This window comes from Methylobacterium brachiatum (genome assembly GCF_900113845.1).
Classification (GTDB): Bacteria; Pseudomonadota; Alphaproteobacteria; order Rhizobiales; family Beijerinckiaceae; genus Methylobacterium; species Methylobacterium brachiatum.
On sequence record NZ_FOQW01000024.1, the window covers coordinates 35,476 to 61,428 of the forward strand.

The 25,953-nt window shown below is 70.0% G+C and carries 23 protein-coding genes and 1 pseudogene; 12 read left to right on the forward strand and 12 right to left on the reverse strand.

Annotation, left to right across the window (positions count from 1 at the left end):
* Positions 1 to 125: 125 nt before the first annotated feature.
* The 3 genes from BMZ47_RS24745 (at position 126) to BMZ47_RS24755 (ending at position 6,208) form a co-directional block, all read left to right on the forward strand.
* Positions 126 to 1,379 (forward strand): CoA transferase, encoded by a 1,254-nt coding sequence (locus BMZ47_RS24745; RefSeq protein ID WP_244536929.1) that lies wholly within the window; start codon positions 126 to 128, stop codon positions 1,377 to 1,379.
* Positions 1,380 to 1,639: 260 nt separating this feature from the next.
* On the forward strand, positions 1,640 to 4,024 hold the full coding sequence (locus BMZ47_RS24750; RefSeq protein ID WP_091864719.1) for a hybrid sensor histidine kinase/response regulator: 2,385 nt from the start codon (positions 1,640 to 1,642) through the stop codon (positions 4,022 to 4,024).
* 399 nt (positions 4,025 to 4,423) lie between these two features.
* The gene (locus BMZ47_RS24755) at positions 4,424 to 6,208 is read left to right on the forward strand and encodes a putative bifunctional diguanylate cyclase/phosphodiesterase (protein ID WP_091864721.1); all 1,785 of its coding nucleotides are present in this window, start codon (positions 4,424 to 4,426) and stop codon (positions 6,206 to 6,208) included.
* 134 nt (positions 6,209 to 6,342) lie between these two features.
* On the opposite strand, the gene BMZ47_RS24760 is transcribed toward BMZ47_RS24755, so the two are convergent.
* From BMZ47_RS24760 to BMZ47_RS24770, 3 genes are read right to left on the reverse strand one after another with little or no spacing between them, the layout of a single operon-like run.
* Positions 6,343 to 6,852, reverse strand: coding sequence for a RidA family protein (locus tag BMZ47_RS24760; RefSeq protein ID WP_091864723.1), 510 nt, complete (start codon positions 6,850 to 6,852; stop codon positions 6,343 to 6,345).
* Positions 6,849 to 7,274, reverse strand: a complete 426-nt coding sequence (locus tag BMZ47_RS24765; RefSeq protein ID WP_007564682.1) for a c-type cytochrome — start codon at positions 7,272 to 7,274, stop codon at positions 6,849 to 6,851. Before BMZ47_RS24765 ends, BMZ47_RS24760 begins: the two co-directional genes overlap by 4 nt.
* Complete coding sequence (locus tag BMZ47_RS24770) at positions 7,271 to 8,866, reverse strand: flavin monoamine oxidase family protein (RefSeq protein WP_091864780.1); 1,596 nt, start codon at positions 8,864 to 8,866, stop codon at positions 7,271 to 7,273. The genes BMZ47_RS24765 and BMZ47_RS24770 overlap by 4 nt, the downstream gene beginning before the upstream one ends.
* Positions 8,867 to 9,301: 435 nt before the next feature.
* Between BMZ47_RS24770 and BMZ47_RS24780 the strand changes: the two genes are divergently transcribed.
* Both BMZ47_RS24780 and BMZ47_RS24785 read left to right on the forward strand, forming a co-directional pair.
* Positions 9,302 to 10,273: a lytic transglycosylase domain-containing protein gene (locus BMZ47_RS24780; protein ID WP_244536930.1), complete on the forward strand. Its 972-nt coding sequence runs from the start codon at positions 9,302 to 9,304 to the stop codon at positions 10,271 to 10,273.
* A gap of 134 nt (positions 10,274 to 10,407) precedes the next feature.
* The gene (locus BMZ47_RS24785) at positions 10,408 to 11,310 is read left to right on the forward strand and encodes an alpha/beta hydrolase (RefSeq protein ID WP_091864726.1); all 903 of its coding nucleotides are present in this window, start codon (positions 10,408 to 10,410) and stop codon (positions 11,308 to 11,310) included.
* 19 nt (positions 11,311 to 11,329) lie between these two features.
* Here the strand turns inward: BMZ47_RS24785 and BMZ47_RS24790 are convergent, their stop codons facing one another.
* The 4 genes from BMZ47_RS24790 to BMZ47_RS24805 form a co-directional block, all read right to left on the reverse strand.
* Positions 11,330 to 11,950, reverse strand: a complete 621-nt coding sequence (locus BMZ47_RS24790; protein ID WP_091864729.1) for a GNAT family N-acetyltransferase — start codon at positions 11,948 to 11,950, stop codon at positions 11,330 to 11,332.
* A gap of 54 nt (positions 11,951 to 12,004) precedes the next feature.
* A complete protein-coding gene (locus tag BMZ47_RS24795) occupies positions 12,005 to 13,024 on the reverse strand; it encodes a zinc-dependent alcohol dehydrogenase family protein (protein ID WP_091864731.1) in 1,020 nt (339 codons plus the stop codon).
* A gap of 163 nt (positions 13,025 to 13,187) precedes the next feature.
* Positions 13,188 to 13,577 carry a PIN domain-containing protein gene (locus tag BMZ47_RS24800; protein WP_091864733.1) on the reverse strand — a complete coding sequence of 130 codons (390 nt, stop codon included), beginning with the start codon at positions 13,575 to 13,577 and terminating at the stop codon, positions 13,188 to 13,190.
* Positions 13,574 to 13,816, reverse strand: coding sequence for an AbrB/MazE/SpoVT family DNA-binding domain-containing protein (locus tag BMZ47_RS24805; protein WP_091864736.1), 243 nt, complete (start codon positions 13,814 to 13,816; stop codon positions 13,574 to 13,576). Before BMZ47_RS24805 ends, BMZ47_RS24800 begins: the two co-directional genes overlap by 4 nt.
* A gap of 210 nt (positions 13,817 to 14,026) precedes the next feature.
* Here BMZ47_RS24805 and BMZ47_RS24810 point away from each other — a divergent pair, with 210 nt between their 5' ends.
* Positions 14,027 to 15,346 (forward strand): O-antigen ligase family protein, encoded by a 1,320-nt coding sequence (locus tag BMZ47_RS24810; protein WP_091864739.1) that lies wholly within the window; start codon positions 14,027 to 14,029, stop codon positions 15,344 to 15,346.
* A 227-nt stretch (positions 15,347 to 15,573) separates the two neighbouring features.
* On the opposite strand, the gene BMZ47_RS24815 is transcribed toward BMZ47_RS24810, so the two are convergent.
* The gene (locus BMZ47_RS24815) at positions 15,574 to 16,608 is read right to left on the reverse strand and encodes a hypothetical protein (RefSeq protein ID WP_244536931.1); all 1,035 of its coding nucleotides are present in this window, start codon (positions 16,606 to 16,608) and stop codon (positions 15,574 to 15,576) included.
* 249 nt (positions 16,609 to 16,857) lie between these two features.
* On the opposite strand from BMZ47_RS24815, the pseudogene BMZ47_RS24820 reads away from it, so the two are divergent.
* Positions 16,858 to 17,199, forward strand: a pseudogene (locus BMZ47_RS24820) (aldo/keto reductase); the annotation flags it as partial.
* A 73-nt stretch (positions 17,200 to 17,272) separates the two neighbouring features.
* Here the strand turns inward: BMZ47_RS24820 and BMZ47_RS24825 are convergent.
* Both BMZ47_RS24825 and BMZ47_RS24830 read right to left on the reverse strand, forming a co-directional pair.
* Entirely contained in the window at positions 17,273 to 17,704 is a 432-nt protein-coding gene (locus BMZ47_RS24825) for an acyl-CoA thioesterase (RefSeq protein ID WP_007564665.1), read from the reverse strand.
* 59 nt (positions 17,705 to 17,763) lie between these two features.
* The gene (locus BMZ47_RS24830) at positions 17,764 to 19,512 is read right to left on the reverse strand and encodes a pyrroloquinoline quinone-dependent dehydrogenase (protein WP_425285079.1); all 1,749 of its coding nucleotides are present in this window, start codon (positions 19,510 to 19,512) and stop codon (positions 17,764 to 17,766) included.
* A 213-nt stretch (positions 19,513 to 19,725) separates the two neighbouring features.
* On the opposite strand from BMZ47_RS24830, the gene BMZ47_RS24835 reads away from it, so the two are divergent.
* On the forward strand, positions 19,726 to 20,022 hold the full coding sequence (locus tag BMZ47_RS24835; RefSeq protein WP_139221058.1) for a hypothetical protein: 297 nt from the start codon (positions 19,726 to 19,728) through the stop codon (positions 20,020 to 20,022).
* On the forward strand, positions 20,022 to 20,486 hold the full coding sequence (locus BMZ47_RS24840; protein ID WP_091864743.1) for a hypothetical protein: 465 nt from the start codon (positions 20,022 to 20,024) through the stop codon (positions 20,484 to 20,486). Before BMZ47_RS24835 ends, BMZ47_RS24840 begins: the two co-directional genes overlap by 1 nt.
* A gap of 84 nt (positions 20,487 to 20,570) precedes the next feature.
* Here BMZ47_RS24840 and BMZ47_RS24845 read toward each other — a convergent pair whose 3' ends face one another.
* Positions 20,571 to 21,104, reverse strand: a complete 534-nt coding sequence (locus tag BMZ47_RS24845) for an ankyrin repeat domain-containing protein (RefSeq protein WP_091864745.1) — start codon at positions 21,102 to 21,104, stop codon at positions 20,571 to 20,573.
* A gap of 224 nt (positions 21,105 to 21,328) precedes the next feature.
* On the opposite strand from BMZ47_RS24845, the gene BMZ47_RS24850 reads away from it, so the two are divergent.
* The 3 genes from BMZ47_RS24850 (at position 21,329) to BMZ47_RS24860 (ending at position 23,182) form a co-directional block, all read left to right on the forward strand.
* The gene (locus BMZ47_RS24850) at positions 21,329 to 21,919 is read left to right on the forward strand and encodes a flavodoxin family protein (RefSeq protein ID WP_208601112.1); all 591 of its coding nucleotides are present in this window, start codon (positions 21,329 to 21,331) and stop codon (positions 21,917 to 21,919) included.
* Entirely contained in the window at positions 21,916 to 22,785 is an 870-nt protein-coding gene (gene sigJ, locus BMZ47_RS24855; RefSeq protein WP_244536932.1) for an RNA polymerase sigma factor SigJ, read from the forward strand. Before BMZ47_RS24850 ends, sigJ begins: the two co-directional genes overlap by 4 nt.
* Positions 22,786 to 22,963: 178 nt before the next feature.
* Positions 22,964 to 23,182 carry a hypothetical protein gene (locus tag BMZ47_RS24860; RefSeq protein ID WP_007564657.1) on the forward strand — a complete coding sequence of 73 codons (219 nt, stop codon included), beginning with the start codon at positions 22,964 to 22,966 and terminating at the stop codon, positions 23,180 to 23,182.
* Positions 23,183 to 23,193: 11 nt separating this feature from the next.
* On the opposite strand, the gene uvrB is transcribed toward BMZ47_RS24860, so the two are convergent.
* Positions 23,194 to 25,935, reverse strand: coding sequence for an excinuclease ABC subunit UvrB (uvrB, locus tag BMZ47_RS24865; RefSeq protein ID WP_091864751.1), 2,742 nt, complete (start codon positions 25,933 to 25,935; stop codon positions 23,194 to 23,196).
* Positions 25,936 to 25,953: the final 18 nt, after the last annotated feature.

The following is a 25,953-nucleotide window of genomic DNA, read 5'->3' on the forward strand; positions in this document are numbered from 1 at the left end:
ATCTCGTCGACGCATTGGCCGCGCAGACCCGCCTTCCCGGCGCAGGTTCTGCGCAGCGTTCGCCCACCCCGCGCATTACCGGGACCGGCGCCCTCCCTTCCGCGTTCCGGGTCACCGATCTCGCCGTGGCCTCGATCGCAACCGCCGGCGTGGCGCTCGCGGAAGTTGCGGGCCTCGACGGAGAGGTCGCGGTGGACCGCCGGCTCGCCTCCGCCTGGTTCGCGACCTCCCTGCGGCCGGACGGCTGGCTTGTGCCGGCGCCCTGGGATCCGGTGGCCGGCGACTACCGGACCCGGGATGGCTGGATCCGGCTCCACACCAACGCCCCGCATCACCGGGCGGCGGCCGAGCGGGTGCTCGGCGCCCAGGCCGACCGGGCCGGCATGGCGCGGGCCGTGGCCGGCTGGGCCAAGGCGGAGCTGGAGGCGGCGATCCTGGCGGAGGGCGGCTGCGCGGCCGAGATGCGCGGGCTGGAAGAATGGGCCTCCCATCCTCAGGGCCGGGCGGTTTCGGCCGAGCCCCTGGTGGCGTTCGCGCCGGGATCCGACCGGAGCGCGTCGCGCTGGCGCCCCCGGACGGAGCGTCCGCTGGCGGGGTTGCGGGTGCTCGACCTGACCCGGGTGCTCGCCGGGCCGGTGGCGACCCGGTTCCTGGCCGGGTTCGGCGCCGACGTGCTGCGGATCGATTCGCCCGACTGGGACGAGCCGGCCCTGGTGCCCGAGATGACGCTGGGCAAGACCTGTTCCCGTCTCGACCTGCGCCGGGCCGCCGACCGGGCGACCTTCGAGGCGCTGCTGGCGGGGGCGGACGTGCTGGTCCACGGCTACCGTCCCGGCGCCCTGGACGGCCTCGGCTACGACGCACCGGCGCGGCGGGCGCTCGCCCCCGGCCTGATCGACGTGTCGCTGGACGCCTATGGCTGGACCGGCCCCTGGGCCGGACGGCGCGGCTTCGACAGCCTGGTCCAGATGAGCTGCGGCCTCGCCCAGGCCGGCCAGGCCTGGCGGCCGGCCGAGGGGCCGGTGCCGCTCCCGGTCCAGGCGCTCGACCACGCCACCGGCTACCTCATGGCGGCTTCCGTGCTCCGCCTGCTGGCCCGGCGCCTCTCGGACGGGACCGGCGGCCAAGCCCGCCTGTCGCTCGCCCGGACGGCGGCGTTCCTGATCGCGGCCGGCCCGGCCGAACCGGAGCCGGCGCTCGCCCCCGAGACGCCGGAGGATCGCGCCCCGGAGGTCGAGCCGACCTCCTGGGGCCCGGCCCGTCGCCTGCGCCCGCCGCTGACGGTGGCCGGCGCCGCGCTGCGCTGGGACCGGGCCGCCCGCAACCTCGGGGACGACGCGCCGGCCTGGGCGTCGGAGCCGGGGAGCCGCGTCCGGTAGACAGCGGGTTCGCGATGGATCGGGATCGGGCCGGTGGCGCGGGCCGGCCTGCTGCCCGGCCCCGCCCGGTTCCGGCCCGTGGCGCGCCGTCCTCAGATCCCGTTTTCGGAAGCCAGCCTTCGCTTCCCGGCTCCCCCGGAGAGACCCGAGGCGGACCGGACGGCGCTGGGAATAGGCCTATTCGCAAGATTTTCGGGGCGAAGAGAGTTTCGAATTAACCGCCTCGTGCCATCACCGCGCGTCTCAGGTCTGTTATCGTCATGCGGCTGCGCACGCTCCTTGCCCTCATCTTCGCAGTCGGAGCCTTGTTGCTCACCGCTGCCGCCACGACCGTGGTCTCGCAATTCGTCTCCGCACGCGTTCAGATCCGCGCCGAGGCTCACGCGGCCGAGCTCGCCGAGCACCTGCGCCAGATCATCGACGCGAACATGACCGAGCGGCTCGGCGACATGGCTGTGCTGTCCTCGGTCGCGCGGACGAACGCCACGACGCCAGAGACACGGCGCGCCTGGGTGGATGCCCTGCGCCAAAGCTACCCGGCCTATGCCTGGATCGGTTTCGCAGACCAGGCCGGCACGGTCGTGGCCAGCACCGGCGGCATGCTGGAAGGCGAGAGCGTCGCGGCGCGCCCGTGGTTCCAGCAAGGCATCCGGGCGCCGACCGTCATCGACATCCATGAGGCCAAACTTCTCGCGACGCGGTTGCCGGCGCTGCTCTACGGTGAGCCCCGACGCTTCGTCGACGTAGCGGTGCCGCTGCGCGATTCGACCGGTGCCCATGTCGGCGTTGTCGGCGGGCATCTCAGCGTGACGTGGATGCGCGAGATGAGCCGGGCGGCCATCGCGACGGCCCTGAAGCGCGAGCCGAGCGTCGAGGTGCTCATCCTCGCGGGCGACGGGACCGTCATCCTCGGCCCCGGCGACCAGGCCGGCCGGAGGATCGAGGCCGAACTGCCGACGCTCCCGGCCTTGACCGCCGGCGCCGAACTCACGAGCACCCGCGGCACATGGCCCGAAGGGGGCGATTACTTCATCGGTGCGAGCCGCGCGCGACCGTCCGTCGATCAACCGACATTGCCCTGGACCGTCCTGGTCCGTCAGCCCGTCGAGGTCGCCAAGGCGATCTCCAGTCCGATCGTCAATCGGCTGATGCTCGGCGGCGCGGCCTTCACGCTGCTCTTCGCGTTGCTCGGTTGGTGGGCGGCCGAGTACCTGGCCGGACCGCTCCGCGCCCTCGCGGGCGCTGCCAGCACGATCGGCCACGACACCGCCGAGGCTCGTCTGCCGAAGCCGCGCGGGTATCTGGAGATCTCCGAGCTGACGGGCGCCCTGACCGGATTGCTGGCGCGCCTGGGCGAACGCGATCGCGCGCTCGCGCAAGCCAATTGCGATCTCGAGCGGCGGGTGTCCGAACGGACCGCGGAATTGGCCCAGGCACGGGACCGGGCCGAAGCGGCACAGGCGCGCGCAGAAGCCGGGGAACGCGCCAAGAGCGATTTCCTGGCGACGATGAGCCATGAGGTGCGCACGCCGCTGAATGCCATCGTCGGGTTCGGTGACCTGCTGCGCGACGAGTCCAGCCTTACCCCGCACCAGAAACGCTGCATCGATCAGATGCGGGTCGGTTGCGAGGTCCTGACGAGTGTCGTCAACGACATCCTCGACTACGCCCGCATCGAAGCAGATGGCGTCGTGCTTGAGGCCGAGCCGTTCTCGCCGCGCGCCCTCGTGGAGGAAACCGTCGCGCTCGTCGCCGGCACCGCCGAGCGCAAAGGGCTCGACCTGCGATGCGAGGGCGACGCGAGCGACGAGCCGCGCGTCATGGGGGACAAGACGCGGCTGAGGCAGGTGCTCCTCAACCTCGTCAACAACGCGGTCAAGTTCACGCAACATGGCTCCGTGACCGTCGTTCTGACACGGACCGCGACCGCGGCGGGGATCGATCTGCGCGTCGCTGTTCGCGACACCGGCATCGGCATCCCGGTCGAGGCGCAGGCGCGGCTCTTCACGCGCTTCGTACAGGCCGACAGCAGCACGACCCGGCGCTTCGGCGGAACGGGGTTGGGCTTGGCCATTGCCAAGGGCCTGATCGAGGCGATGGGCGGCACGATCGGCCTGGAGAGCCGGGACGGCGAGGGCTCAACGTTCTGGTTCAGCGTCACGCTTCCGCGTGAGCCGCTGGGCAGTCAGGCGCTCGATCCCGTCACCGGCACGGCTCCGCCTGTTTCGAGCGCGAGCGGCACGCCGCGGCGCGCGCACCTGCTTCTCGTCGAGGACGGGGCCATCAACCGTGAGATCGCCCAGATGGTTCTGGAGGCGATGGGCTATCGCATCTCCACGGCCTGCAACGGGCAGGAGGCCGTGACCATGGTCCGAGAGCAGGCCTACGATCTGGTTTTGATGGATGTCGAGATGCCGGTGATGGATGGCATGACTGCCATTCGGCACATTCGTGATCTGGAAGGGACGGCGCGCCATGTGCCGATCATCGCGATGACCGCGCACGTCCTCCCGGAGCAGGTCCAGAACCTTCTGGCAGCGGGCGCGGACGGGCACGTTGGAAAGCCGTTCGATCGCGCCCGGCTGTGCGCCGTCATCGAGCGCAGCCTCGGCGCGGGGCCCCTTCCGGAACGCTCGGCCGCATGACCGCGCGCGCCGGAGCCCGAGCGATCCATCCCGCGGCTCGCTCACTCGTCCCCTCGTCTTAAGGCGGCGAAGCGAGCGGTGCCCACGCAGGAGCCCGCCAGGGAGGGCACGGCCGGCCGGAGAGCGCCCGGCAGGCGCGCGGGTGTTCGCGGTCGCGTGAAGGGGGGTCGACGGACCACGTCAGGTTACCCAGCTCCCCCGCGATGCTGCCTCGAGCCGGCGATCCGCTCCGGGGAGATCAACCACAAGTTACGGAATTTTCAGCCTCTTCGGCGGCTGTTGTGTCGAAAACAGGAATTGGCAAGGTCTAGACCGTCAGATGGACCTGGGCGAGCCGAGGTCGGGACCCGGTGACAATCCCGCCCGTCGCTTCGCCGCACGGAGGCACGCCGTCGTTCGATGTCCCAAACCCTGCACCGAGCCCGTCGTGAGGATGCGCGCCTGGGCGCGCTGCTCCAGCTCGACCTCCTCGACACGCCGCCGAGCGAGAGCTTCGACCGCATCACGCGGATGGCGAGCCAGATCTTCAATCTGCCGATTTCCGCGGTGTCGCTGACGGACCGCGACCGGCAATGGTTTAAGTCGCGCGTCGGCGTCGACCACGGGTCGATCCCGCGGGAAGGCGCGCCCTGCGCGCAGGTGGCCGAGACCACCGATGTCCTGGTGATCCCCGATTTCCAGCAGGATGCCGCTTACGCCGACAGCGTGCTCGGCCGCTCCGGCATCCGCTTCTATGCCGGCGCGCCGCTGGTGACCCGCGACGGGTACGGGCTCGGCGCCCTGTGCGTCCTGGGAACCGAGCCGCGCTCCGTGGTCGAGTCCGAGATCGCCGCCCTCAAGGATCTCGCCGCGATGGTCATGGCGCAGATCGAGCTGCAGCACGCCTTCGGGCGGATCGACCCGCTGAGCGGCCTGCCGAGCCGGAACCAGTTCCTGGATGACCTCGCCGATCTGGCGGCCGAGCGCCCGGACGAGTCGCGGCTCGCCGTGCTGATCGATCTCGCGCGCCCCGAGCAGGTCAATGACTATGCCCGGGTCATGGGCCTGGGCCGGATCGACGATCTGATCCGGGACGCGGCGCTCGGCATACAGCGGGCCATCGGCTCGGAGCTCAAGCTCTACCACACCGCGGCCACGCAATTCGCCTTCCTGGCGCCCCGGGGCGTCGTGCAGGACGAGTATGTCCGTTACCTCACGGAGGGACAGCGGCAGGAGCAGCAGCGCTCCATCACCGGAATGCTCCTGACCAGCGCCATCGGCGTCACCGCCTTCGTGCCCCGCGCGACGGGACCGCAGGACGTGCTGCGCGCCCTCTACGGCGCGGTCCAGGAGGCGCGCTCGTCGCCCGATCTCGTCGGCATCTATTCGTCCGTGGCCGATGCCGCCTATCGGCGCCGATACCGCCTGCTGCGGGATTTCGGGCCGGCGCTGCTCGCCGGCGACCAGCTGCGCCTCGTGTTCCAGCCGCGGATCGATCTGCCCACGGGGCGGTGTATCGGCGCGGAGGCGCTGCTGCGCTGGAACCACCCGGATCTGGGGGCCGTGTCCCCCGGCGAGTTCGTCCCGGTCATCGAGCATTCGCCCCATGCGCAGGCCATGACGGCCTTCGTCCTGGAGACGGCCCTGGCGCAGGCGCGCCGCTTGCAGGCGGCGGGCTGCGCGATCGTGATTTCGGTCAACGTCTCGGCGGCCAACCTGCATGAGACGGATTTCGGCACCTCCGTCCGGGACGCGCTGCGGCGCCACGATCTCGAGCCGACGCAGCTGGAATTGGAGATCACCAAGAGCGCGATCATGCAGGATGCCACCCATGCCCGGCGCCAGCTGGATGAGCTTGCCGCCGCCGGCATCCGCCTCGCCATCGACGATTTCGGAACCGGCTACAGCAGCCTCGCCTATCTCCAGGATCTGCCGGCCCATGTCGTGAAGATCGACCGCAGCTTCGTGCTGAAGCTCGGCGAGGGCGAGAAGGAGATGTCGCTCGTCCGCTCGATGATCGGCCTCTCGCACGATCTCGGCTACCGCGTGGTCGCGGAAGGCATCGAGACCGCCGAGGCGGTCGACCAGCTCCTGGCGATGCAGTGCGACGAGGCGCAGGGCTACTTCTTCGCGCGCCCGCTGGAGGTCGAGCCCTTCCAGGCCTGGCTTGTCGACCACGAACGGGTCGCCCGGGCCGCGGCGTGAGGCGACGTCCGGCACCCCCGGCAACGGGAGACCGCTTTCCGCGAGGATCGGGCCGCCACGCGCGATGACGGGGCGGCCTGACCGGGCGGCCCTGGGATGGGAGGTTGCAGGGGATCGGAGGCCGGCGCCCCCGGTCACGGCCGCACGGCGGTGACCTCGATCTCCACCAGCCAGCCCGGATTGGCCAAGGCCGCCACCTGGACCGCCGAACGGGTCGGCAGGTTCGGCTGGGCCGCCGTGCCGAACTGCTCGCGGTAGGCCTCCATCAGGCCGGCGAAATCCATCCGCCCGCCCTTGGCCGGGTCGCCGACCAGAAACACCGTCATCTTCACCACGTCGCGCAGCGACAGGTTCCGGCGCTTCAGGGCCGCCTCGATGGCGGTCAGGGTCGAGGCGGTCTGGGCGCGGGTATCCCCGAAGGCGGCGACCGAGTTCTTCTCGGCGTTGGGGTTGGTCACCGAAGGCCCGAAGCCGCTGAGATAGACGGTCGCGTGCCCGGCCGGGACCTCGACCGCCTCCGAGATCGGGAAGTCCGAGCCCGGGATCGGGTGCCGGGCAATGTCCCCGGCCAGCGCCGGCCCGGCCCACAGGGCGAGCGCCACGGCGAGCGGGCGGGCGAGCGGGATGAATCTCTGTCCGGTCATGGCCGTGCTGCCTTCACATCCTCGGGGGCGACCGCGTCGCCGTACCGGTTGCCGAATTGGGTGCGGACGTAGTTCACCACCTCCGCGACCTGCGTGTCGCTCATCATGCGCCCGAGCGGGGGCATGCCGCGCTGGCCGTACAGCAGCACCGTGACGGGATAGCCGGCGCTGGCGAGCTTCTCGTTGTGCAGGAGGGCCGGATAGGCGGCCGCGCCGGTCGCGCCCTCCCCGCCCGCCTGATGGCAGGCGGCACAGACCTGGGCGTAGAGGGCCGCGCCCCCGCTCTCGGTGAAGCCTTGGCCCTCGCTCATCGGGGGCCCGGCCGACGGCAGCGCCGCGCTGGTGGCCGGTTCCTGCGCGGCGGCGGCGACGCCGGTCGCCAGCAGCACAGCGGCGGTTCGGGCGATCGAAGACATGCTCATGCTGCCAAGACCCTCTTGTGAAGCCGCGTGACCGCGTCGAGCGCCGAGAGGATCGCGCCCTCCTGCCAGGCCGGGATGTACGAGGCGTGCTCGCCGGCCAGCATGATCCGCCCGTCGATCGCGCAGAGGTTGTCGTAGTGCTCGGCCCGGGCCGCGTCGGTCCAATCGCCGGCGCAGCCCAGGGTGAACGGCACCCGGTGCCAGGCCACCGCGATCCCGGTCTCGAACTCGGTGCGGTATTGCGGGTGGATCTGGCTGCCGTAGGCCACCGCCCGGCGCACCCGCTCGGCGGGGCTCATGGCGGTGAATTCGTAGGAATTCGGCCCGTTCCAAGTATAGGCGCCGAGCAAAACGCCCTTGCCGCCGGTATTGTAGCCGGTCGAGGGATAGGAGATCTGGCGGATCGGCAGGTCCGTGTAGGAGATGCCGCCGAAGATGTGCTCGTCCTCCTCCCAGAAGCGGCGCTTGAACTGCAGGCCGACCTTCACGGACGAGGCGTAGGGCACCGCGTCGATCGCGGCCTTCATCTTCGGGCCGACCTGGGTCGGGATCTGGCTGAGCACCGTCAGCGGCAGGGCGCAGACGCACCAATCCGCCTGGGCCTGCCGGATGGCGCCGCCCTGGCCGAGATCCTGGTAGGTGGCGGTGACGCCGTGGGCATCCTGGGCGAGGCCCGTGACCTTGGCGCCGTACCGGATCGTGTCCGGCGGCAGGGCGCGGGCGAAGGCCTCGCCGATCCGCCCCATGCCGCCGACCGGCTGGAACATCGTTGTCTGGAACTCGTAGAGCAGGAAATTCTGCAGGCCGCGCCAGAGCCTGCCGGTCAGGATGTCGTGCAGCGCCATCGGCTCGCCGTCGACCGGCCGGGCCGAGAGGCCGCCGCCGGGATCCCGGGCATAGCCCCGGAACTCCGCACTGTCGGGGCCGGCGCGATAGGCGAGATCCTTGTCGAGGCCGCCGAGCGACCGCAGCGCCTCGATCAGGATCTCCTGATCCTCCTTCGAGACCTGCGCGTCGAGGGCGCCCTTGCGGGTGGCCTTGGCCAGGAGCTCGGCGGTGGCGCCGTCGAAATCGGCCTTGACGGTGCGGATCCGCTGCGGCGTGCCGTTGAAGCCCGCGGCGCTGTGCAGGAAGGCGTTGTGGTTGAGCTGGACGAACGGCTCCAGGGCCACGCCCAGCCGGCGGCAGTAATCGAGCACGCCGTGGTGGTGATAGGGAATCCGCCAGGGGCCGGGATTGAGGTAGAGGCCGGCATCGAACGCGCAGCGTTGCGTGGCGCCGCCCAGCTCCGTGTAGGTGTCGCCGCCGCGCAGCGACCAGTTCCGGCCGCCGGCGCGGGTGTTGTACTCGAGGATCTGCACCCGGTACCCGGCCCGGTGCAGCTCCAGCGCCGCGGTCATGCCGGCGAGCCCCGCCCCCAGGATCAGCACCGAGGTGCCCTTGGGGTCGCCGTCGAGCCGGATCGGCCCGCGATACGGCGATTCCTCGGCAAAGCCGAGGCTGGTCATGACCTGATAGGCGGCCGCGCTCCCGGCCGCGGCGCCGACCATGGCAATCAGGTTGCGTCGACTGAATCCCGATCCCTCTGCCATCTCGCTCCCCATCCCCCGATCCGGATGCGTTAAGGACGCTTTCGGCTAAGCAAGTCGGGGGCCAAGGCGGAGCGCGGTGAGTAAAAATGGGCCTTGCACTGTCGGTTTGAAGCTAAGACTGTGCGGCCGGGTCAGATACAGTCAGATCGTTATCTGGTTATTTGCTTCGCATCGCGGTTTGGCGCGCAGGATTGGTCTATCCCGTTTCTGTCGTGGTCCTGAGATGACGAAGCAAAGCGGAGACTGCGCAGAAGGGCTCCAGCCGACTGCACGGTTCCCGAAGGGCTCGTTCGAGGCTGCGGCGCAGCACCTGAGGATGCGGGACGCGTCGGGGAGAGGCGTGGCGCTCACCGCGCGGGCCGGCTCTGCCCGCCGCGTCATCACCCCCCAACCGTACGGATTGATCCGCCCGTGCGCCTCGCTACAAGCGGTTGTGTGATCACCCCCCGCCTGCGCTTCGGCGCGCTCCTCGCCCTCCTCCCGCTCCTCTGGGCCGGACCGGCCGCCGCGGCCCCGTCCGAGGGCGCGACCGAGACCGTCGAGCAGGCGCTTTGCCGGCTGATCGACGCTTCCGCCAAGGCGCGCGGGCTGCCGGTGCCGTTCCTGACCCGGCTGATCTGGCGCGAGAGCAGCTTTCGCGTCGGCGTCGTGAGCTCGGCCGGCGCGCAGGGCGTTGCGCAATTCATGCCCGGCACGGCGCGGGAGCGCGGGTTGCTCGATCCGTTCGATCCCGAGCAGGCGATCCCGCACGCCGCTCACCTGCTCGCCGACCTGAAGCGGCAATTCGGCAATCTCGGGCTCGCGGCCGCCGCCTATAACGGCGGTGCCGCCCGCGTGAGCAAATGGCTCACCGGCGAGGGCGGCCTGCCCGCCGAGACCCGGGCCTACGTCGCCGCCATCACCGGGGCGCCGGCCGAGGATTGGCGCGGCGGCGCCGCGGCGACGGTCACCGATCCCGAAAGCGGGGCGCCGGAGGCGAAGGCCAAGCCGGACGTCAAGTCCGAGCCCAAGTCGGACGTCAAGTCCGAGCCCAAGCCGGATGCCAAAGCCGAGACCAAGCCCGAGGCGCCGGTGACCTGCATGCAGGTCACCGCCAGCCTGCGCATCCCGTCCCGCGGCGACCGCTTCGCGCTCGGGCCGAACGAGGGCCCGGCGGCGCCCTGGGGCATCCAGCTCGCCGGAAACTTCTCGAAGGCGCTTGCCCTGCAGAGCTTCAACCGCGCCCGCAACGCCTATGCCGGGGTGATCGGCGAGGCGCGGCCGATGATCATCGGCACCCGCCTGCGCAACCGCGGCACCCGGGCGTTCTACCGGATCCGCCTCCCGGCCCAGAGCCGGCAGGCCGCCGACGATCTGTGCGGCCGCATCCGCAAGGTCGGGGGCGCCTGCATCGTGCTGCGAACCTAGCGCCGCCTCCAGCCCGAAAGCCGGCCTCCACCGTTCGCGCGGCGGCGCTGATTTTTTACCTGTCGCCCCGCTCCCGTCATCAAACCGCCCCGAGCGACGCCTTGAATGGGCCAATCGGGGCAACCGGACGGGATATGACACGACTCCTCATCGCGCTCGCCAGCCTCCTCGGCCTGGGGCTCGCGGCGTTCGGCTTCACCGCCGCCTCGCCGCTGACCCTGTTCGACGCGATCGGCCCGCGCGATGCCGGCGGCCGCCTGGCGGTGCGCGACCAGGCCTTCGGCGAGGGGCAACGGCGCCGGCTCGACGTCTACGTCCCCACGGTCGCGGCCGAACGGGCGCCGGTGCTGGTGTTCTTCTACGGCGGCTCCTGGCAGAGCGGCTCTAAGGACGATTACGCCTTCGTCGGCCACGCGCTGGCCGCGCAGGGCTTCGTGACCGTGCTGCCGGATTACCGCCTGTTCCCGGAGACGGCGTTCCCGGGCTTCCTCGAGGACGGCGCTGCAGCCCTCGCCTGGGTGCGCGACAACATCGCGGCCTATGGCGGCGACCCGCGCCGCATCGTCCTGGCCGGCCACTCGGCCGGCGCCTACAACGCGGTGATGCTCGGGCTCGACCCGCGCTACCTCAATGCCGCCGGGGTCGACCCGAAGGCGATCAAGGCGGTGGCCGGCTTGTCCGGCCCCTACGACTTCCTGCCGCTCGATCAGGACACCACGATCAAGGTGTTCGGCAAGGCCCCGGCCCTGCCGCTGACCCAGCCGACGACCTTCGCGGGCCCGCTCTCGCCCCCGACCTTCCTGGCCACCGGCGATGCCGACACGGTGGTGAAGCCCCGCCATACGGTGAGCCTCGCTGCCAAGCTGCGCGCCGCCCACGTGCCCGTGCAGGAGCGGGTCTATGCCGGGCTCGACCACAAGGACACGCTGCTCGCCCTCTCGGTGACCTTCCGCTCCAAGGCCCCCGAACTCGCCGAGATGGCCGCGTTCCTGATGCGCCAGGCGGCCGGGCGGTCGCAGTACACGATGCGGCGGTAAGGGGTTCGACGCGCGGCGGTCACGCCAGCAGCGGCACGTGCGGGGCGCTTGTCCGGGGCAGGAGGCCGGTGAGCCGGGGATCGGCGGCCACCTCGACTTGGACCGCGCAGGGCGTGAAGCCGGAGCGGCGATAGAGGCCGAGCGCCCCGGGATGGTCGAACGTGCAGGTATGCACCCAGAACCGCCGGATCGGCCGCGACCAGGCTTTCTCGATCGCCGCATTGACCAGGGTGCGGCCGAGCCCCTGCCCGACTGCGTCCGGGATCAGGCCGAGGAAGGCGAGTTCGCAGGTCTCCGGCTCGCGGAAATCCAGCTCCAAAAGGCCGAGATCCGTCCCGTCCCGGTGGAGCGCCAGAATCTCCACCCGCGGGTCGTCGAGGATCGCCCGCAGCGCCGCGTCCGACAGGGTCAGGCGCGAGAACCACAGCCAGTCGGCGCCGACCGCCCGATAGAGGTCGCGATAGGTCTCGCAATCGGGTCGGACGAGCGGGTGCAGCGCCATCCCGTCCGGCAAGGGTTTGGCCGGGCGCGGGACCGGCGGCCCGAGCATCTCGAGGCTGGTGACGATGGCGGCGATGTGGCCCGGCGGCACCGCCGCGAATCCGACGGGCAGCAAAGGGGCGGTTGGGTCTGTGGGCATCGGCTCGGAGGGATGGCGACCGCGGAGGCCGCCATCCTACCCGATCCCGGCCCCTCAGATCTGGACGCAGATCTTGCCGAAATGCCGGTTGCTCTCCTGGTGCCGGAACGCCGCGACGAGCTCGTCCAGCGGGTAGACGCTGTCCACCACCGGCCGCAGGCCGCAGGCCTCGATCCCGCGGATCATCGCGATCTGCTGGCTCCGGCTGCCGACCAGCACGCCCTGGAGCCGGATCTGGCGGATCAGCGCCGGGACCAGCGGCAGCGGCCCGGCCACGCCGGTGAGGATCCCGATCACCGAGATGTGGCCGGCGACCCGCACCGCCGCCATCGACTGTTCCAGGGTCCCCGGCCCGGCGACATCGAGCACGTGGTCGACGCCGCGCCCGTCGGTCAGGCGCTTCGCGGTCTCGCCCCAGGCCGGATCGGCGCGGTAGTTGATCAGGTGGTCGGCCCCGAGGCCGCGCAGGCGCTCGAGCTTGGCGTCGCTGGACGAGGTGGCGATCACGGTCGCGCCGGCCGCCTTGGCGAATTGCAGCGCGAACAGCGAGACGCCGCCGGTGCCCTGCACCAGCACCACGTCGCCGCTCTTGAGCCCGGCATCGTCGTGGAGCGCCCGCCAGGCGGTGAGCGCCGCCGTGGTCAGGGTCGCGGCCTCAGCATGGTCCCAGCCCCGGGGGGCGTGGGTGAAGGCGGTCTCGGTCGCCGTGACCCGCTCGCGGGCATAGCCGTCGATTCCGTCGCCCGGCACGGTGGCGAACCCCTCGACCTGCGGCGTGCCGTCGAGCCAGGTCGGGAAGAAGGTGCTGACCACCCGGTCCCCGACCGCGAACCCGTCCACCCCGGGGCCGATCGCCTCGACCTCGCCCGCCCCGTCGGACATCGGCACCCGCGGCTCGCTCGGCCCCCAGGTGCCGCTGACCACGGCATAGTCGTGATAGTTGAGCGAACTCGCCCGCAGCCGCACGGTGATCTCGCCGGGGCCCGGTGCGGGCACGGGCCGCTCGCCGAACCCCACCTTGTCGAAGCCGCCGCCGGGCTGGACGATAACCGCCCGGGATGCCGATTGGGTCATGATGCACCTGTTTCTTGCGCGGGCCGAAAGTATTGCGATGAGGCTCGGCCGGACCGGACTAACCGCCACGACCGATGCAGGAGCGGCGGCGAAAACATTCTGACCGACGAAACGTCACATCCAAGAAGTCCTGCAAGAAGTCCTGCCGCAACGCATTCCTGTCTCAGCGGATCAGCTCGATCGTCACACCGGCGGCCCCGGCGATGTCCGGCCAGCGCCGCTCCGCCGTGAGAGCGGGTACGCCTTCTCGCTTCGCCAGAGCCAAGCAATAGCGGTCCCCCAGCGATAGGCCGCCTTCGAGCGTGATCGAACGTAAGAGGCCGGCGTCGTAGGACAATGCCGCATCGACGGGAAACAGGCGGATCGGCAGCGGCCGCAGCAGCATCTCGATGTCGCGGCGTCCAGCGCCAAGCTTCGCATAGTAGCTGACCACCTCGGCGAGATTGACGGTCGTCATGACGGAGCCGTCGAGCCCAGCCTTGACCGTGTCGGCCCCCCGCTCTCCGAGCAGGAGCGCAAGGAGTGCCGAGGCGTCGAGGACGAAGCGTGTCATTCGCGCTCAGCCTCGCGGGCGCGGTCGGCCAGGAAATCCTCGACCGTGGCGCCGGCTTTGCCGCCGATCAACCGGCGGCTCATCTCCTGCGCGCGCGCCACCACCTGATCCAGCGTCCGGAGCACGATGGCGTCCCCGATGTCTTCGACGATGACCTCGCCGCCATTGCCGAGCCCATGCTTCTTGCGGAGGTCGGCGGGCAGGCTCATCCGCCCATCAGGCATCACCTTGGCCTTCATGGGGTTACTCCTCGATATGCCGTAAGCGGATCTATACGCCAGGAGGTGTCTCCATTGCCAGATCCACCAGTCTATGCCGTCACCGTGGGGGCCGCCCGCTAAGGTTATCGCCAGATCCTCCGCCGCAACCGCAGATCCCCCCATCGCCCCGGCGGCCGCAGCCGCTACAATGAGGAGTGCCGCATCCCGCGGCCCCGGCGGTGGAACGGCATGGCTTCGGCGGACGCGGCGATCGGGATCCCGGCGGGGAGGGTTCGGCCCGGCGCGGCGGCGCGCGACGTGCCGGATGTGCTGCGCGTGCTCCTGAACGGGGCGGTGTTCGTCCTGCTGTGGAACCATGTCTGGTTCGAGGACCTGTCCGACCGCTCCTCGCTCGCCGCCTCCGAGGCGGGCAGCCTGCTGACCCAGATCCTGTTCGTCGCGGCCGGGCTCGGCATGGCGGCGGCGATCCACCGGATCGGGTTCCGCCACCTGCGCCCGCTGGCGACCTGGCCGTTGACGCTCTGCGCCGGCTGGCTCGGGGTCACGGCACTCCTGTCGGTCGAGCCGAGCCTGTCGCTGCGGCGGCTCGTGCTGTTCGCCATCGCGGCGATGCTGTCGGCCGGGGTGCTGCTGGTCGCCCGGTCGCCGCGGCAGCTGGCCCTGACCCTGGCCGGCGCGGCCCTGGTGATCCTGATCTCGTCCTATCTGGCGGTGGCTCTGGTGCCGAACCTGGCGATCCACTCGGCCTTCGACGTGAATTCCGATCCGAGCCATCCGGGCCTGTGGCGGGGCATCTTCCCGCAGAAGAACGAGGCCGGGGCCGCCATGGTGATCCTGGTGATCGTCGGGCTCTACGTCGCCTCCGCGGCGAGCCGGGTGCTCGGCTGGACGATCGTGGCCCTGGCGATCGGGCTGCTGGTGGCGAGCGGCTCCAAGACCGCGATCCTGCTTCTGCCGGTGATCCTGGCGGTCACCGGCCTGTGCCGGGTCTTCACCGGCGGCGGCCTGCGCGGCCTGCTGCTGCTCGGGCCGATCCTCGGGTTCTCGCTGATCTCGATCGGCTCGATCCTGGTTCCGGCGATCCAGGACGGGATCGGCGCGCTCCTGACCGACGCGACCTTCACGGGCCGCAGCGAGATCTGGCAATTCGCCCTCGACAACATCATGGTCCGCCCCTGGCGGGGCTGGGGCATCGGCGCCTTCTGGATGACCGAGCGGACCATGTATGGCGGCTCCGAGGAACTGACCTGGGTCAACACCGCCAACCACTCGCACAACGCCTATCTCGACACGGCCTTGATCGGCGGCTTCCCGTTCCTGGTGCTCACCGTCTGGGCCTTCGTGCTGGCCCCCGTGCGCGACCTGCAGCGCGGCGGCCGGGAACTCGACGCGGAGACGCTGCTGTTCCTGCGCCTGTGGTTCCTGGGCCTCGTCTCGGCCTCGTTCGAGACCGTGCTCTACAACGGCAACAACGCCACCTGCTGCATGTTCATGATGGCGGTGTTCGGCCTGCGGTTGCGGACGCGCTACGCGATCGCGCGGGGGTGAAGGCGGGCCGTTCGATCGATCCCGCACCGCCGTCGCGCAACGGCCGGGCGGTTGGAGGCCGACGGTTCTGACCGCCGGCTTCACACCCCGGGGGCGGCCAACCGGCGCTTGTCCTGGTGGTCGCCGCAGCCGAGCTTCGTGAGTTCGCGCGGCGTCTTCAACGGATCACCGGCATAAGGGCAGGACGGTTGTCGGCCGGACCTTGGCGGCAGCCGGACGGGGTCGTGTTAGCGGGCGGATCCAATCTGCAGAAGGTTGAAGCCGCGCCGCGTATAGTCTGTGAGAAATTGTCCGATCGCAGCTTTCGAGCCGGTCGATTGGTTGAAGCGAACGACGGCCGCGCAGCCACCCCCTGGGCTCGTCACCGAGCGGCCTTCGATGGATGCCACCGGCGGCATGCCAGCCTGCCAACGCGTCTTGAGAGCAGAGACTGCCGTGTCGGCCATCGCGCAATCGGGATAGGCAAGAGACACGACCAGAGCCGGCGCATCGGAGCTCTGATAATCCGCCAGGATGCCGCCCGCATAAGCGGGAATGCCGTCCTGGCTTCCCTCGAGGCGGCTCTCGATCGCTTTCGTCACCGATCCCAGATCGGGCCTTGCAACGAACGCAGCAGGATCGAGGAGCGGCATTCCGATCACGGGTGTGAAGACCGCCGCCTGGAGGATACCGCCATGATCGCCTGCATCGAGGGTCGTCAGACCTGTCAGGGCAACGGCGACAGCAGCGTTCTCCGCAACGCTCCGCGTCAGGCTGACAAGCTGTTCCAAGCCCTCGGCCGCAGACGCTTGAAGGATCGCCGCATCCATCGCCATGACAGCGCTGGTCTCGCCCAAGGGGCCGGACCAGGGATTGTCCGGCTGCCGTTCCTTCAGGTTCATGGCCCGCGGCTCACCATTCGCGAGGATGCGCGGAGAGGCCGAAACCTGCCGAAACGTCAGGGTCTGCAGTTTGTCGAGGAGTTTTTCCGATGCCGCGGGATCGTCAAAGCCCCAGCACGTGACGCGTGTCGGCAATTGGCCGAAGGCCGCGAAGTAGGCGATGTCCTTGAGGGCGATCCCCGCCTTCTCGGTCCATGTTCGTGCACCGCCGGACTGGAGGGCCCCGAGCGGGCGGATGCTTTGCGAGAAGACCATGCGGTGCACGGCCGCGTCGCTCGACGCACCGCCTTCCACGTTCGACACCGCCCGGACGTCCAGGAAGACCACCGGGATGGGATCGGATGACGCGAGCGCGGATTCAGGTACCTTCCGCAGAGCCATCTCGAGTGTATGCGCCGCACTCGCAGACAATGCGGACGACGTCATCATCGACAGCGCTGAGAACAAAACGATCACGTGCCGAAGAGACAACCATCGGGTGCGAAGTATTGCCCACGCTGGCATATGCAAGCGTCTCCTCGACAGGGGATTATCGGATGGCCTACAAACGTAGTTGACTCGGCCGTCAACCGTCGAGGTCGATGCCATATCTCTGCGGTCCCGGTCCGAGGCTGGTTCCGGAGACGCAGAGGCAGCCGGCTACACGAGACGGCGCGTTTCGGGCCCCCGGTCGATGACGAGCATCTCTACCGCGTGGTCGCGGCGCTGGACCGGGTCGCCGCCGAGACCGGCAGGACCGTGCCGCAGGTGGCGCTCAACTGGCTGATCCAGCGGCCGACGGTGTCCTCGGTCATCATCGGTGCCCGCGACGAGGCGCAGCTTCGCGACAATCTCGGCGCAATCGGGTGGACGCTCACCGCCGAGCAGAGCGCCGCGCTCGACGCTGCCAGCGCCGTCACCGCGCCCTATCCGCACTGTCCGTATTACCGGCAGGAGGGGTTCGCCCGCCTGAACCCGCCGCTCGTAGCGTAGACCGTCATGCCGGCGCCCCGCCCCGGCAGCACGTCCCCGGCATCGTAAAGCCCTGACGCGCCGCGCAGGCGCGTCACATCCCGCCCGCCTCCGGCGGCACCGGTCGCGGGCGGCGGTCGTCGCCGATCGCCACGAAGGTGAAGGTCGCCTCGGTGACCTTCATGGTGGTCTCGCTCGCCCGCTCCCGCCGCCAGACCTCGACCTGGATGCGCAGGGACGAGCGCCCGACCTTGATCAGCCAGGCGTAGAGGCTGACCTCGTCGCCGACGAAGACCGGGTGGTGGAAGGTGATCGCGTCGACCGCGATGGTGGCGCAGCGCCCGCGCGAGCGCCGCGCCGCGACGTTGCCGGCGGCCAGATCCATCTGGGCCATCAGCCAGCCGCCGAAGATGTCGCCCGCCGGGTTGGTGTCGGCCGGCATCGCGATGGTCCGGATCACCGGCGCCCCGCGGTGGGTCGGCTGGCCATCCGCAATCCCGCCGTCCCTGCCCTGCTCGTGCGTCATCGTCCGGACGAATCCCCGCCGCCAAAGGCTGGAACTCCTCCAGTCAAGCTCGGTGGGCGTCAATCGGGCAGCGCGAAGACCAGCAGTGCGTCGCCGGTGCCGAACCCGGAAGCCTTGGTGAAGGACGCGCCGCCCGCCGCCACCGCCAGGTACTGCTTGCCGTCGAGCGCGTAGGTCATGGCCGGGCCGCTGATGCCGGCACCGCATTGGAAGCGCCACAGCAGCGTCCCGTCGCGGGAATCGTGAGCGTCGAGATGCCCGTCCTCCTCGCCGGAGAAGACCAGCCCGCCCGCCGTCGCCAGCGTGCCGCCGGAGAGCCGGCTGCCCGAGCGCATCGTCCAGGCGATCTTGCCGCCATCCGCCAGGTCGACCGCCGTCAGGGTGCTGAAGGACGGCTCGCCCTTGGCCTCGCCGGTCTCGGTGTAGCGGATCTCCGGCCGGTCCCCGGCTGCCGGCACGGTCTTGACCGTGTAGGTGGTCGCGCCGTGGCGGACCTGCACGTAGGCGAGGCGCCCGTCATAGGCGGTGGGCGGCCACGAGACGGCGCCGAGCGGGCCCGGCGCCACCACGGTGCCCTGCGGGGTCGGCGGCGCGAACAGGTTCTTCTGCTCGATCAGCGGGGCCGAGCGGGTGAGCAGCTTCCCGGTCGCGCGGTCGTGGACGTAGATCCAGCCGGTCTTGCTGGCCGAGGCCACGGCCTTGGCGCCGTTCGGCCCATCGAGCAGGAAGGGCGGCGCGGCGACATCGTAGCCCCACTCGTCATGCGGCACCTGCTGGGAATACCAGCGCAGCTGCCCAGTGCGGACGTCGAGGGCCACGAGGCACATCGTGTAGAGGTTGTCCCCCGGGCGCGAGAGGCCGAAATTCTGCGGCGCCGGGTTGCCGGTGCCGAGGAAGATCAGGCCGAGATCCGGGTCGTAGGCCGGGGTCATCCAGAGAGATCCGCCGCCGACCCGCCAGGCCTCGCGGTTGGCCGGCGCCGCGGCCTTCTCGGCGGCGATGTCCCGCTGGAGCGGCACGCCGTCCACGGTCTGCGCGACGAAGCCGCCCTCCCAGCCCTCCGACCGGGTGACGTACCAGCGCCAGCGCTCCGCGCCGGTCTTGGCATCGTAGGCGGCGAGCCAGCCGCGCCGGCCGTAGCCGCCCTCGATCCCGACCACGGCGCCGCCATCGAGGCCGCCGGCCTCGTCCTCGACATGCAGGCCGTAGCCCGCCCCGGTAACCCCGACGATCACCAGCCCCTCGGCCACCAGCGGCGGCATCTTGAAGCCGAGTCGGCTCGAGCCCTGCACCGCCTTGCCGCCGAGCTTGCCCGCGAGATCCGAGGCGGTCTCGCTCTCGCCCTCCTCCGGGCGCACCGCCTCTTTGTCCCAGACCACCCGGCCGGTCTTGGCGTCGAGCGCGATCAGGCGGCCGTCCATAGTCGCCTCGAACACGAGGCCGTCCGACACCGCGACCCCACGGTTGGAGGGCGGGCCGAAGATCTTTTCCGTGCGCGGCCTGTGCGTGTAGGTCCAGAGCGGCCGGCCGGTCCGGGCATCGAGCGCCGCGACGTTGTTTTGGGTCGTGGAGAGGTAGAGCGCGCCGTCGACCATCACCGGCTGCGCCTGGAAATAGCCGGTCACCCCGGTCTGGAACAGAAAGGCCGGCCGCAACCGCCCGACGCTGGCGCGATCGATCTGGGTCAGGTCGGAGAAGTTGCGGTTGCTGTGATCGTGCCCGAAGGCCGGCCAGGGGGTCTCGGCGGCGATGGTTGGGAGGGGCAGGAGGGTCGCAAGGGCGATCAGCGCGGGGCGAAGTCCGGTCACATGCGGCACGGCGTTTCCTTCGATCTGAGATTTGTTTTAGTTTTGCGGCCGCAGCAGCCGGTTTGATGGTTTTCTTATTCGAGCTGCGAGGAAGGACCAATAGTTTTCGGGACGGCTTGTCCGGGCAGTTCGAGAAAGACCTTCATTGACCGCACAGAGCGATTTCCCCCTCCGCCGATGGTTTACGATCGCCCGGCATGCTAAGACGTGATCATGATCGGCACTGAGATTAGCCCTGCCCTCCACGCAGCTATTGATACGGTCGTCCGCGAGCAACTCGGCCGCTTCGGGGTGCGTGATATCGAGGCGATCGAAGCCGAGGATGCTGGCGGAGATCCGATCATCCAAGTCCGGGTCCACTACAACGATCCCGCGTCCGAGCCCGATCCCCGAATCGCATCAGAGACGCTCACAAAGCTGAACGACAGACTGTTCGAACTGCGCGAACCCCGCTTCGCCTATCTTCGGCACATGGTTCCGGAAGCAACCCCGAGCCCCCGTCGCCGGTGATGAGCCGGGAGCTTCTCGGAACGGCACGACGGCTCGCAAAGGCCAGTGTCGGCAGGCCGCGGCAATCGGATCTGAAGCGCGCGATCAGCACCGCCTATTACGCGCTCTTTCATGCGCTTGCGCGAGACTGTGCGGATCGACTTGCCGGAACGGGACGCGACCGCCCGGACAAAGCATGGCGCCATACGTATCGCGCCTTGAACCACGGAGATGCCAGGAGCGCGTGCAAACAACTGCGCAGTCTCGGTTTTCCCAGTGATCTGATCCGGGTCGGCGATGTCTTCCAGGGGCTTCAGGTGCAGCGGCACAGCGCCGACTATGATCCGACGCATCGCGTGTCCCGTGCAGATGCTCTCACAGCGATCGCTCAAGCCGAGGACGGTATCGCCAAACTGGAAGCGACAACGTCCAAGGATCGCATCGCGTTCGCGATCCAACTCTTGCTGAAGCAAAGGGTGTCGTGATCGCGTGGGGACAGACGTGAGGGCGCAGCCGATCGGCGTTGCCCTCCGCATCATGCCGCTTTCGTCCCATAATTCCCTGACCCCTCACCCCGCCTTCCGCGCCGCTGCGTCGAGCTGGCCCGGGGTCGCCTGGGCGCCCATGGCCCGGGCCATGTCGGCGGCGCTCTGGCCGGCGGCGTCGCGGAAATCCGGGTCGGCGCCGTGCTCGAGGAGCAGCGTCACCATCTCGGTGCGGTCGAACATCGCCGCGGTCATCAGGGCCGTGCGGCTGCCGGTGCCGGTCCCGTCCACCGCGGCGCCGTGCTGGAGCAGCAGCCGGGCGATCGCGATCTCGTTCTTGAAGGCGGCGCCGGCCAGCGGGGTCTGGCCGCGATCGTTGGCGAGTTCCGGGTCGCCGCCGGCCTCCAGGATCACCCGGGTCGCCTCCGCCTGGCCGTTATAGGCGGCGAGCATCAGCAGGCTGTCGCCCTTGTCGTTGCGCAGATTCGCCGGAAGGCCCTGCCCGAACAGCTCGGCCAGCTCATCGGCATGGCCCATCCGGGCATACTGGAAGACCCGGCCGGCAAAGGCCAGGGTCTCGTCGTCGAGGACCGGCGGTGGGTTCGTCTCGGAAGTCATCGTCGCTCGCCTGCTTCAACCGAAGCCGATCTGGGACGCGGTCGCGGCCCTGTCCAGCGGAGGCGGGACCGCGTTCGATAAAATGGTCGTTGCCGGGACCGGCCGCATGTCACACCGGGCAGGGCTTCCTTGTCATGTCATCCGTCGCGGAACTGACAGGTGGGACGATGGACGACAAAACCGTGCAAGAGCAGCTGAAGGGCAAGGCGCCGGCATCCGGGGCCATGCGGATCGCGATCGTGTTTCATTCCGGCTACGGACACACAGCCCGGCAGGCCGAAGCCGTGGCGGCGGGCGTACGCCTCGTCGACAGCACCGAAGCCCTGCTCCTGCCCGTCGAGGACGTCGACCGGTCCTGGGCCATTCTCGAAGCCGCCCCGGCGATCATCTTCGGCGCACCGACCTACACGGGGGCGGCCTCCGCCGCGTTCAAGGCGTTCGAGGAAGCGACGTCGCGCGCGGTTATGGCTGCGGGCTATCTGTGGAAGGACAAGATCGCCGCCGGGTTCACCAATTCCGGTGCGCGGGCCGGCGACAAGCTGTCGACGCTCGTCCAGATGGCCCTGTTCGCGGCACAGCACGGCATGCATTGGGTTAGCCTCGATCTGCCGCCAGCGAACAGCTCGACCACGGGGTCGGAGCAGGATCTCAACCGGCTCGGCTACTGGCTCGGCGCGGCGGCCCAGTCGAACACGGACGAAGGTCCCGAACGCGCGCCGCCGGAAGCCGACCTCGCGACTGCGCGGCATCTCGGCCGGCGCGTCGCGCAGGTCACGCGGCAGTTCGTGCGCGGGCGTGAGGCGCTGAGCCTGTGACCGCGTCCAGCGGCGCCGTCCCCGAAACAGGCCTTCGGGAATCCCGCCCCGCCCTGATCCGGCTCGCGTATCGCATGCTGGGTTCGCTGGCCGATGCGGAAGACGTGGTGCAGGACGCCTATGCTCGGTGGCTGGCCGCCGATCGGGGGGCGGTGCGGGAGCCGGGCGCATTCCTGCGGATTGTGGTCACGCGCCTCTGCCTCAATCAGCTGAAATCGGCGCGTCGCCGACGCGAAACCTATCTCGGACCGTGGCTGCCTGAGCCGATCTTCGATCCCGACGAGCCGGACGAACTCGACGACATCACCCTGCCGCTGATGATCGCACTGGAACGCCTGTCGCCGCTGGAGCGGGCGGCCTTCCTGCTGCACGACGTGTTCGGAATGGCGTTCTCGGACTTGGCCGAGGCGCTTGGACGGGAGGAGGCGGCGTGCCGCAAGCTCAGCAGCCGCGCCCGCGCGCATCTCCGGGAGACCCGGCCGCGCTTCACTGTCGCCCGGGAGGACGGGCTGAGAATCGCTGCCGCGTTCTTCGCCGCCTCGCGCAGCGGCGACATGGATGCGTTGCGTGCCCTTTTGGCGGACGAGGTTGTTGCCATGGCCGATGGCGGCGGCAAGGTTCCGGCATCGCCGGAACCGCTCGTCGGGCAGCACGTGGTCCTCGTACGCCACGCGGCCATGGCCCGCGATTTCGTACAGAACCCGTCCCGGCTGGTGCGCTATGCCGTCATCGATGGGTTGCCGGGTTTCGTCACCGTCGAGGCGGGCGGGGTCGTCCAGACGACGGCGCTGCATGTCCGGCAGGACAAGGTCGTCGCCATCTACGTGGTGCGCAATCCGGACAAGACACGGCGGGTCTCAGCCTAGGAGGGACCGCAAGCGACCTGAGGCCCTGCCGCGTTCATCGTCGCTCGCCTGCTTCAACCGAAGCCGATCTGGGACGCGGCCGTGGCCCTGTCCAGCGTGCGCGGGAACACTTTCGCCCGCAAGGCCGTTGCAGCCGCCACCCGGGCCATCATGGCCCGATGCCGCCGGAGCGACGACCATGCCGCGCCCCTATGAGCCGTTTGCCGATGCCCTGCGCATCGCCCGTGAGATCGTCCGCGACCGGGTCGGCGCGGTGACGCGGGCGGCCGTCCAGGCGGATCCCCACGCCTATGACGAGGCCTGCAACGCCCTCGCCCTCCGGATCGCCGAGGCGATCGTGGACGAGGGCGAGGCGGTGGCGAGCCGCTATGCCGGGCGGGACGACCGGGCCGCCTGAAGCCGAAGCGCTCAGCCGCGCTTGCGGCCGCCCCCGCCCTTGTATTTCGGCTTCTGGCCGCCGAGGCCCTGGGTCGAGCGGGGCTTGGGCCGCTCCTGCCACGGTACGGCACCGGCCGGCATCTCGCGGTCGGTGCCCGGGCCCATATTGTCGAGGTCGGGCTTCGAGATCCGGGTGGGGCCGCCGCCCCGGGGCGCCTTGCGGCCGTACTTGCCGGCCTCGCGCTCGACATCGCCCTGCCGGGCCATGGGATCGTCCGAGACCAGCAACTCCGTGGCCTGGAGCCGCTTGAGCTCGTCGCGCAGGCGCGCCGCCTCCTCGAAGTCGAGGTCGGCCGCGGCCGCGCGCATCCGCTTCTCCAGGTCGGCCAGCACCGCCTTGAGATTGTGGCCCACCGTGATCGCGTCCTTGGCCAGGCCGGTATCGACCTGGACATGGTCGCGCTCGTAGACGCTGTTGAGGATGTCGCTGATCCCGCGCTTCACGCTCTGGGGCGTGATGCCGTGCTTCTCGTTATAGGCGAGCTGCTTCGTGCGCCGCCGCTCGGTCTCGGCCATCGCCCGCTCCATCGAGCCGGTGATGGAATCCGCGTACAGGATGCAGCGCGCGTCGGCGTTCCGGGCCGCCCGGCCGATGGTCTGGACCAGGGAGGTCTCGGAGCGCAGGAACCCCTCCTTGTCGGCGTCGAGGATCGCCACCAGGGCGCATTCCGGAATGTCGAGGCCTTCCCGGAGGAGGTTGATGCCGATGAGCACGTCGAAAGCGCCGAGCCGCAGGTCGCGGATGATCTCGATCCGCTCCAGCGTGTCGATGTCGGAGTGCATGTAGCGCACCCGCACGCCGTTCTCGTGCAGGTATTCGGTGAGGTCCTCGGCCATGCGCTTGGTCAGCGTGGTGACCAGCGTCCGGTAGCCGGCCTGGGAGACCGCCTTGACCTCGCCCAGCAGGTCGTCAACCTGGGCACGGGCCGGGCGGACCTCGATCACCGGGTCGACCAGGCCGGTCGGGCGGATCACCTGCTCGGCGAAGACGCCGCCGGTGCGCTCCATCTCCCACTTGCCGGGCGTGGCCGAGACGTGGACCGTCTGGGGCCGCATCGCGTCCCATTCCTCGAAGCGCAGCGGCCGGTTGTCCAGGCAGGACGGCAGGCGGAAGCCGTACTCGGCCAGCGTCGCCTTCCGGCGGAAGTCGCCTCGGTACATGCCGCCGATCTGGGGCACGGTGACGTGGCTCTCATCGGTGAAGACCAGGGCGTTGTCGGGCAGATACTCGAACAGGGTCGGCGGCGGCTCGCCGGGCCGGCGGCCGGTGAGGTAGCGCGAATAGTTCTCGATGCCGTTGCAGGCGCCGGTGGCCTCGATCATCTCGATATCGAAGGTGCAGCGCTGGTCGATGCGCTGGGCCTCGATCAGCCGGCCCATCTTGGTCAGCTCCTCGATGCGGGCGTTCAGCTCGTTCTTGATCCCCTTGATCGCCTGCTGCAGCGTCGGCCGCGGCGTGACGTAGTGGGAATTGGCGTAGACCTTCACGAATTTCAGCTCGGCGATCTTCTTGCCGGTGAGCGGGTCGAACTCGACGATCGACTCGATCTCGTCGCCGAACATCCCGATCCGCCAGCCGCGATCCTCCAGGTGGGCCGGCCAGAGCTCGATCGAATCGCCGCGCACCCGGAAGGTGCCGCGGGCGAAATCCGCCTGGATCCGCTTGTACTGGAGGGCCACGAGGTCGGCCACGAGCTGGCGCTGCTCGATCTTCTCGCCCAGCGTCACGGTGAACGACATCGCCGTGTAGGTCTCGACCGAGCCGATACCGTAGATGCACGAGACCGAGGCCACGATGATCACGTCGTCCCGCTCCAGCAGGGCGCGGGTGGCGGAGTGGCGCATCCGGTCGATCTGCTCGTTGATCGAGGATTCCTTCTCGATGAACGTGTCCGAGCGCGGGACGTAGGCCTCGGGCTGGTAATAGTCGTAGTAGGAGACGAAATACTCGACGGCGTTGTCGGGGAAGAACGCCTTGAACTCCCCGTAGAGCTGCGCGGCCAGCGTCTTGTTCGGCGCCAGGATCAGGGCCGGCCGCTGGGTCTCCTCGATGATCTTGGCCATCGTGAAGGTCTTGCCCGAGCCGGTGACGCCGAGCAGCACCTGGTCGCGCTCGTGGGCCTGCACGCCCTTCACCAGCTCGGCGATGGCGGTGGGCTGGTCGCCCGCCGGCTCGAACTCGGATTTCAGGGTGAACCGGAGGCCGCCCTCGGATTTCTGCGGCCGGTCCGGCCGGTGCGGCACCCAGGTCTGCCCGTCCTTGAACAGCGGGTTGCCCTCGGTGAGCAGCCGCTCCAGGGCCGTCACGGTCGCCGAGGCGCCGCCGTCGCCGCCCGGATCCGGCAGCTCGGCGCCCTCGGGCACGGGCCCGTCCTCGGGCGGGGTCAGCCCGAGGGCCTGGGCGAGGCGCGGATCGACATCGGCCGCGTCGCCGAGCGCGTAGCCGGCCTGCGGCGCCTCGGCGAAGCCGTCGCGGGCGATCTCGACCTTGCGGGTGGCGGCCTTGCTGATCGGCTCCTTGGCGGGCCGGCCTTTCGGCTTGCCCGGCCGCGGCTTCTCGGGCTCCGGCGCGATCGGCGGCGGCCGGTTGCGGTTCAGCGCCGGGTTCAGCAACGCAGCCAGATAGGTATCGAGCGGCTTCAGCTCGGGCTTCGACGCCTTGGCGGAGGAGGCCGAGACGGAAGCGGCGCGCGGTTTCTTCGGAGCGGGCATGGGATCAATATGGGCCCC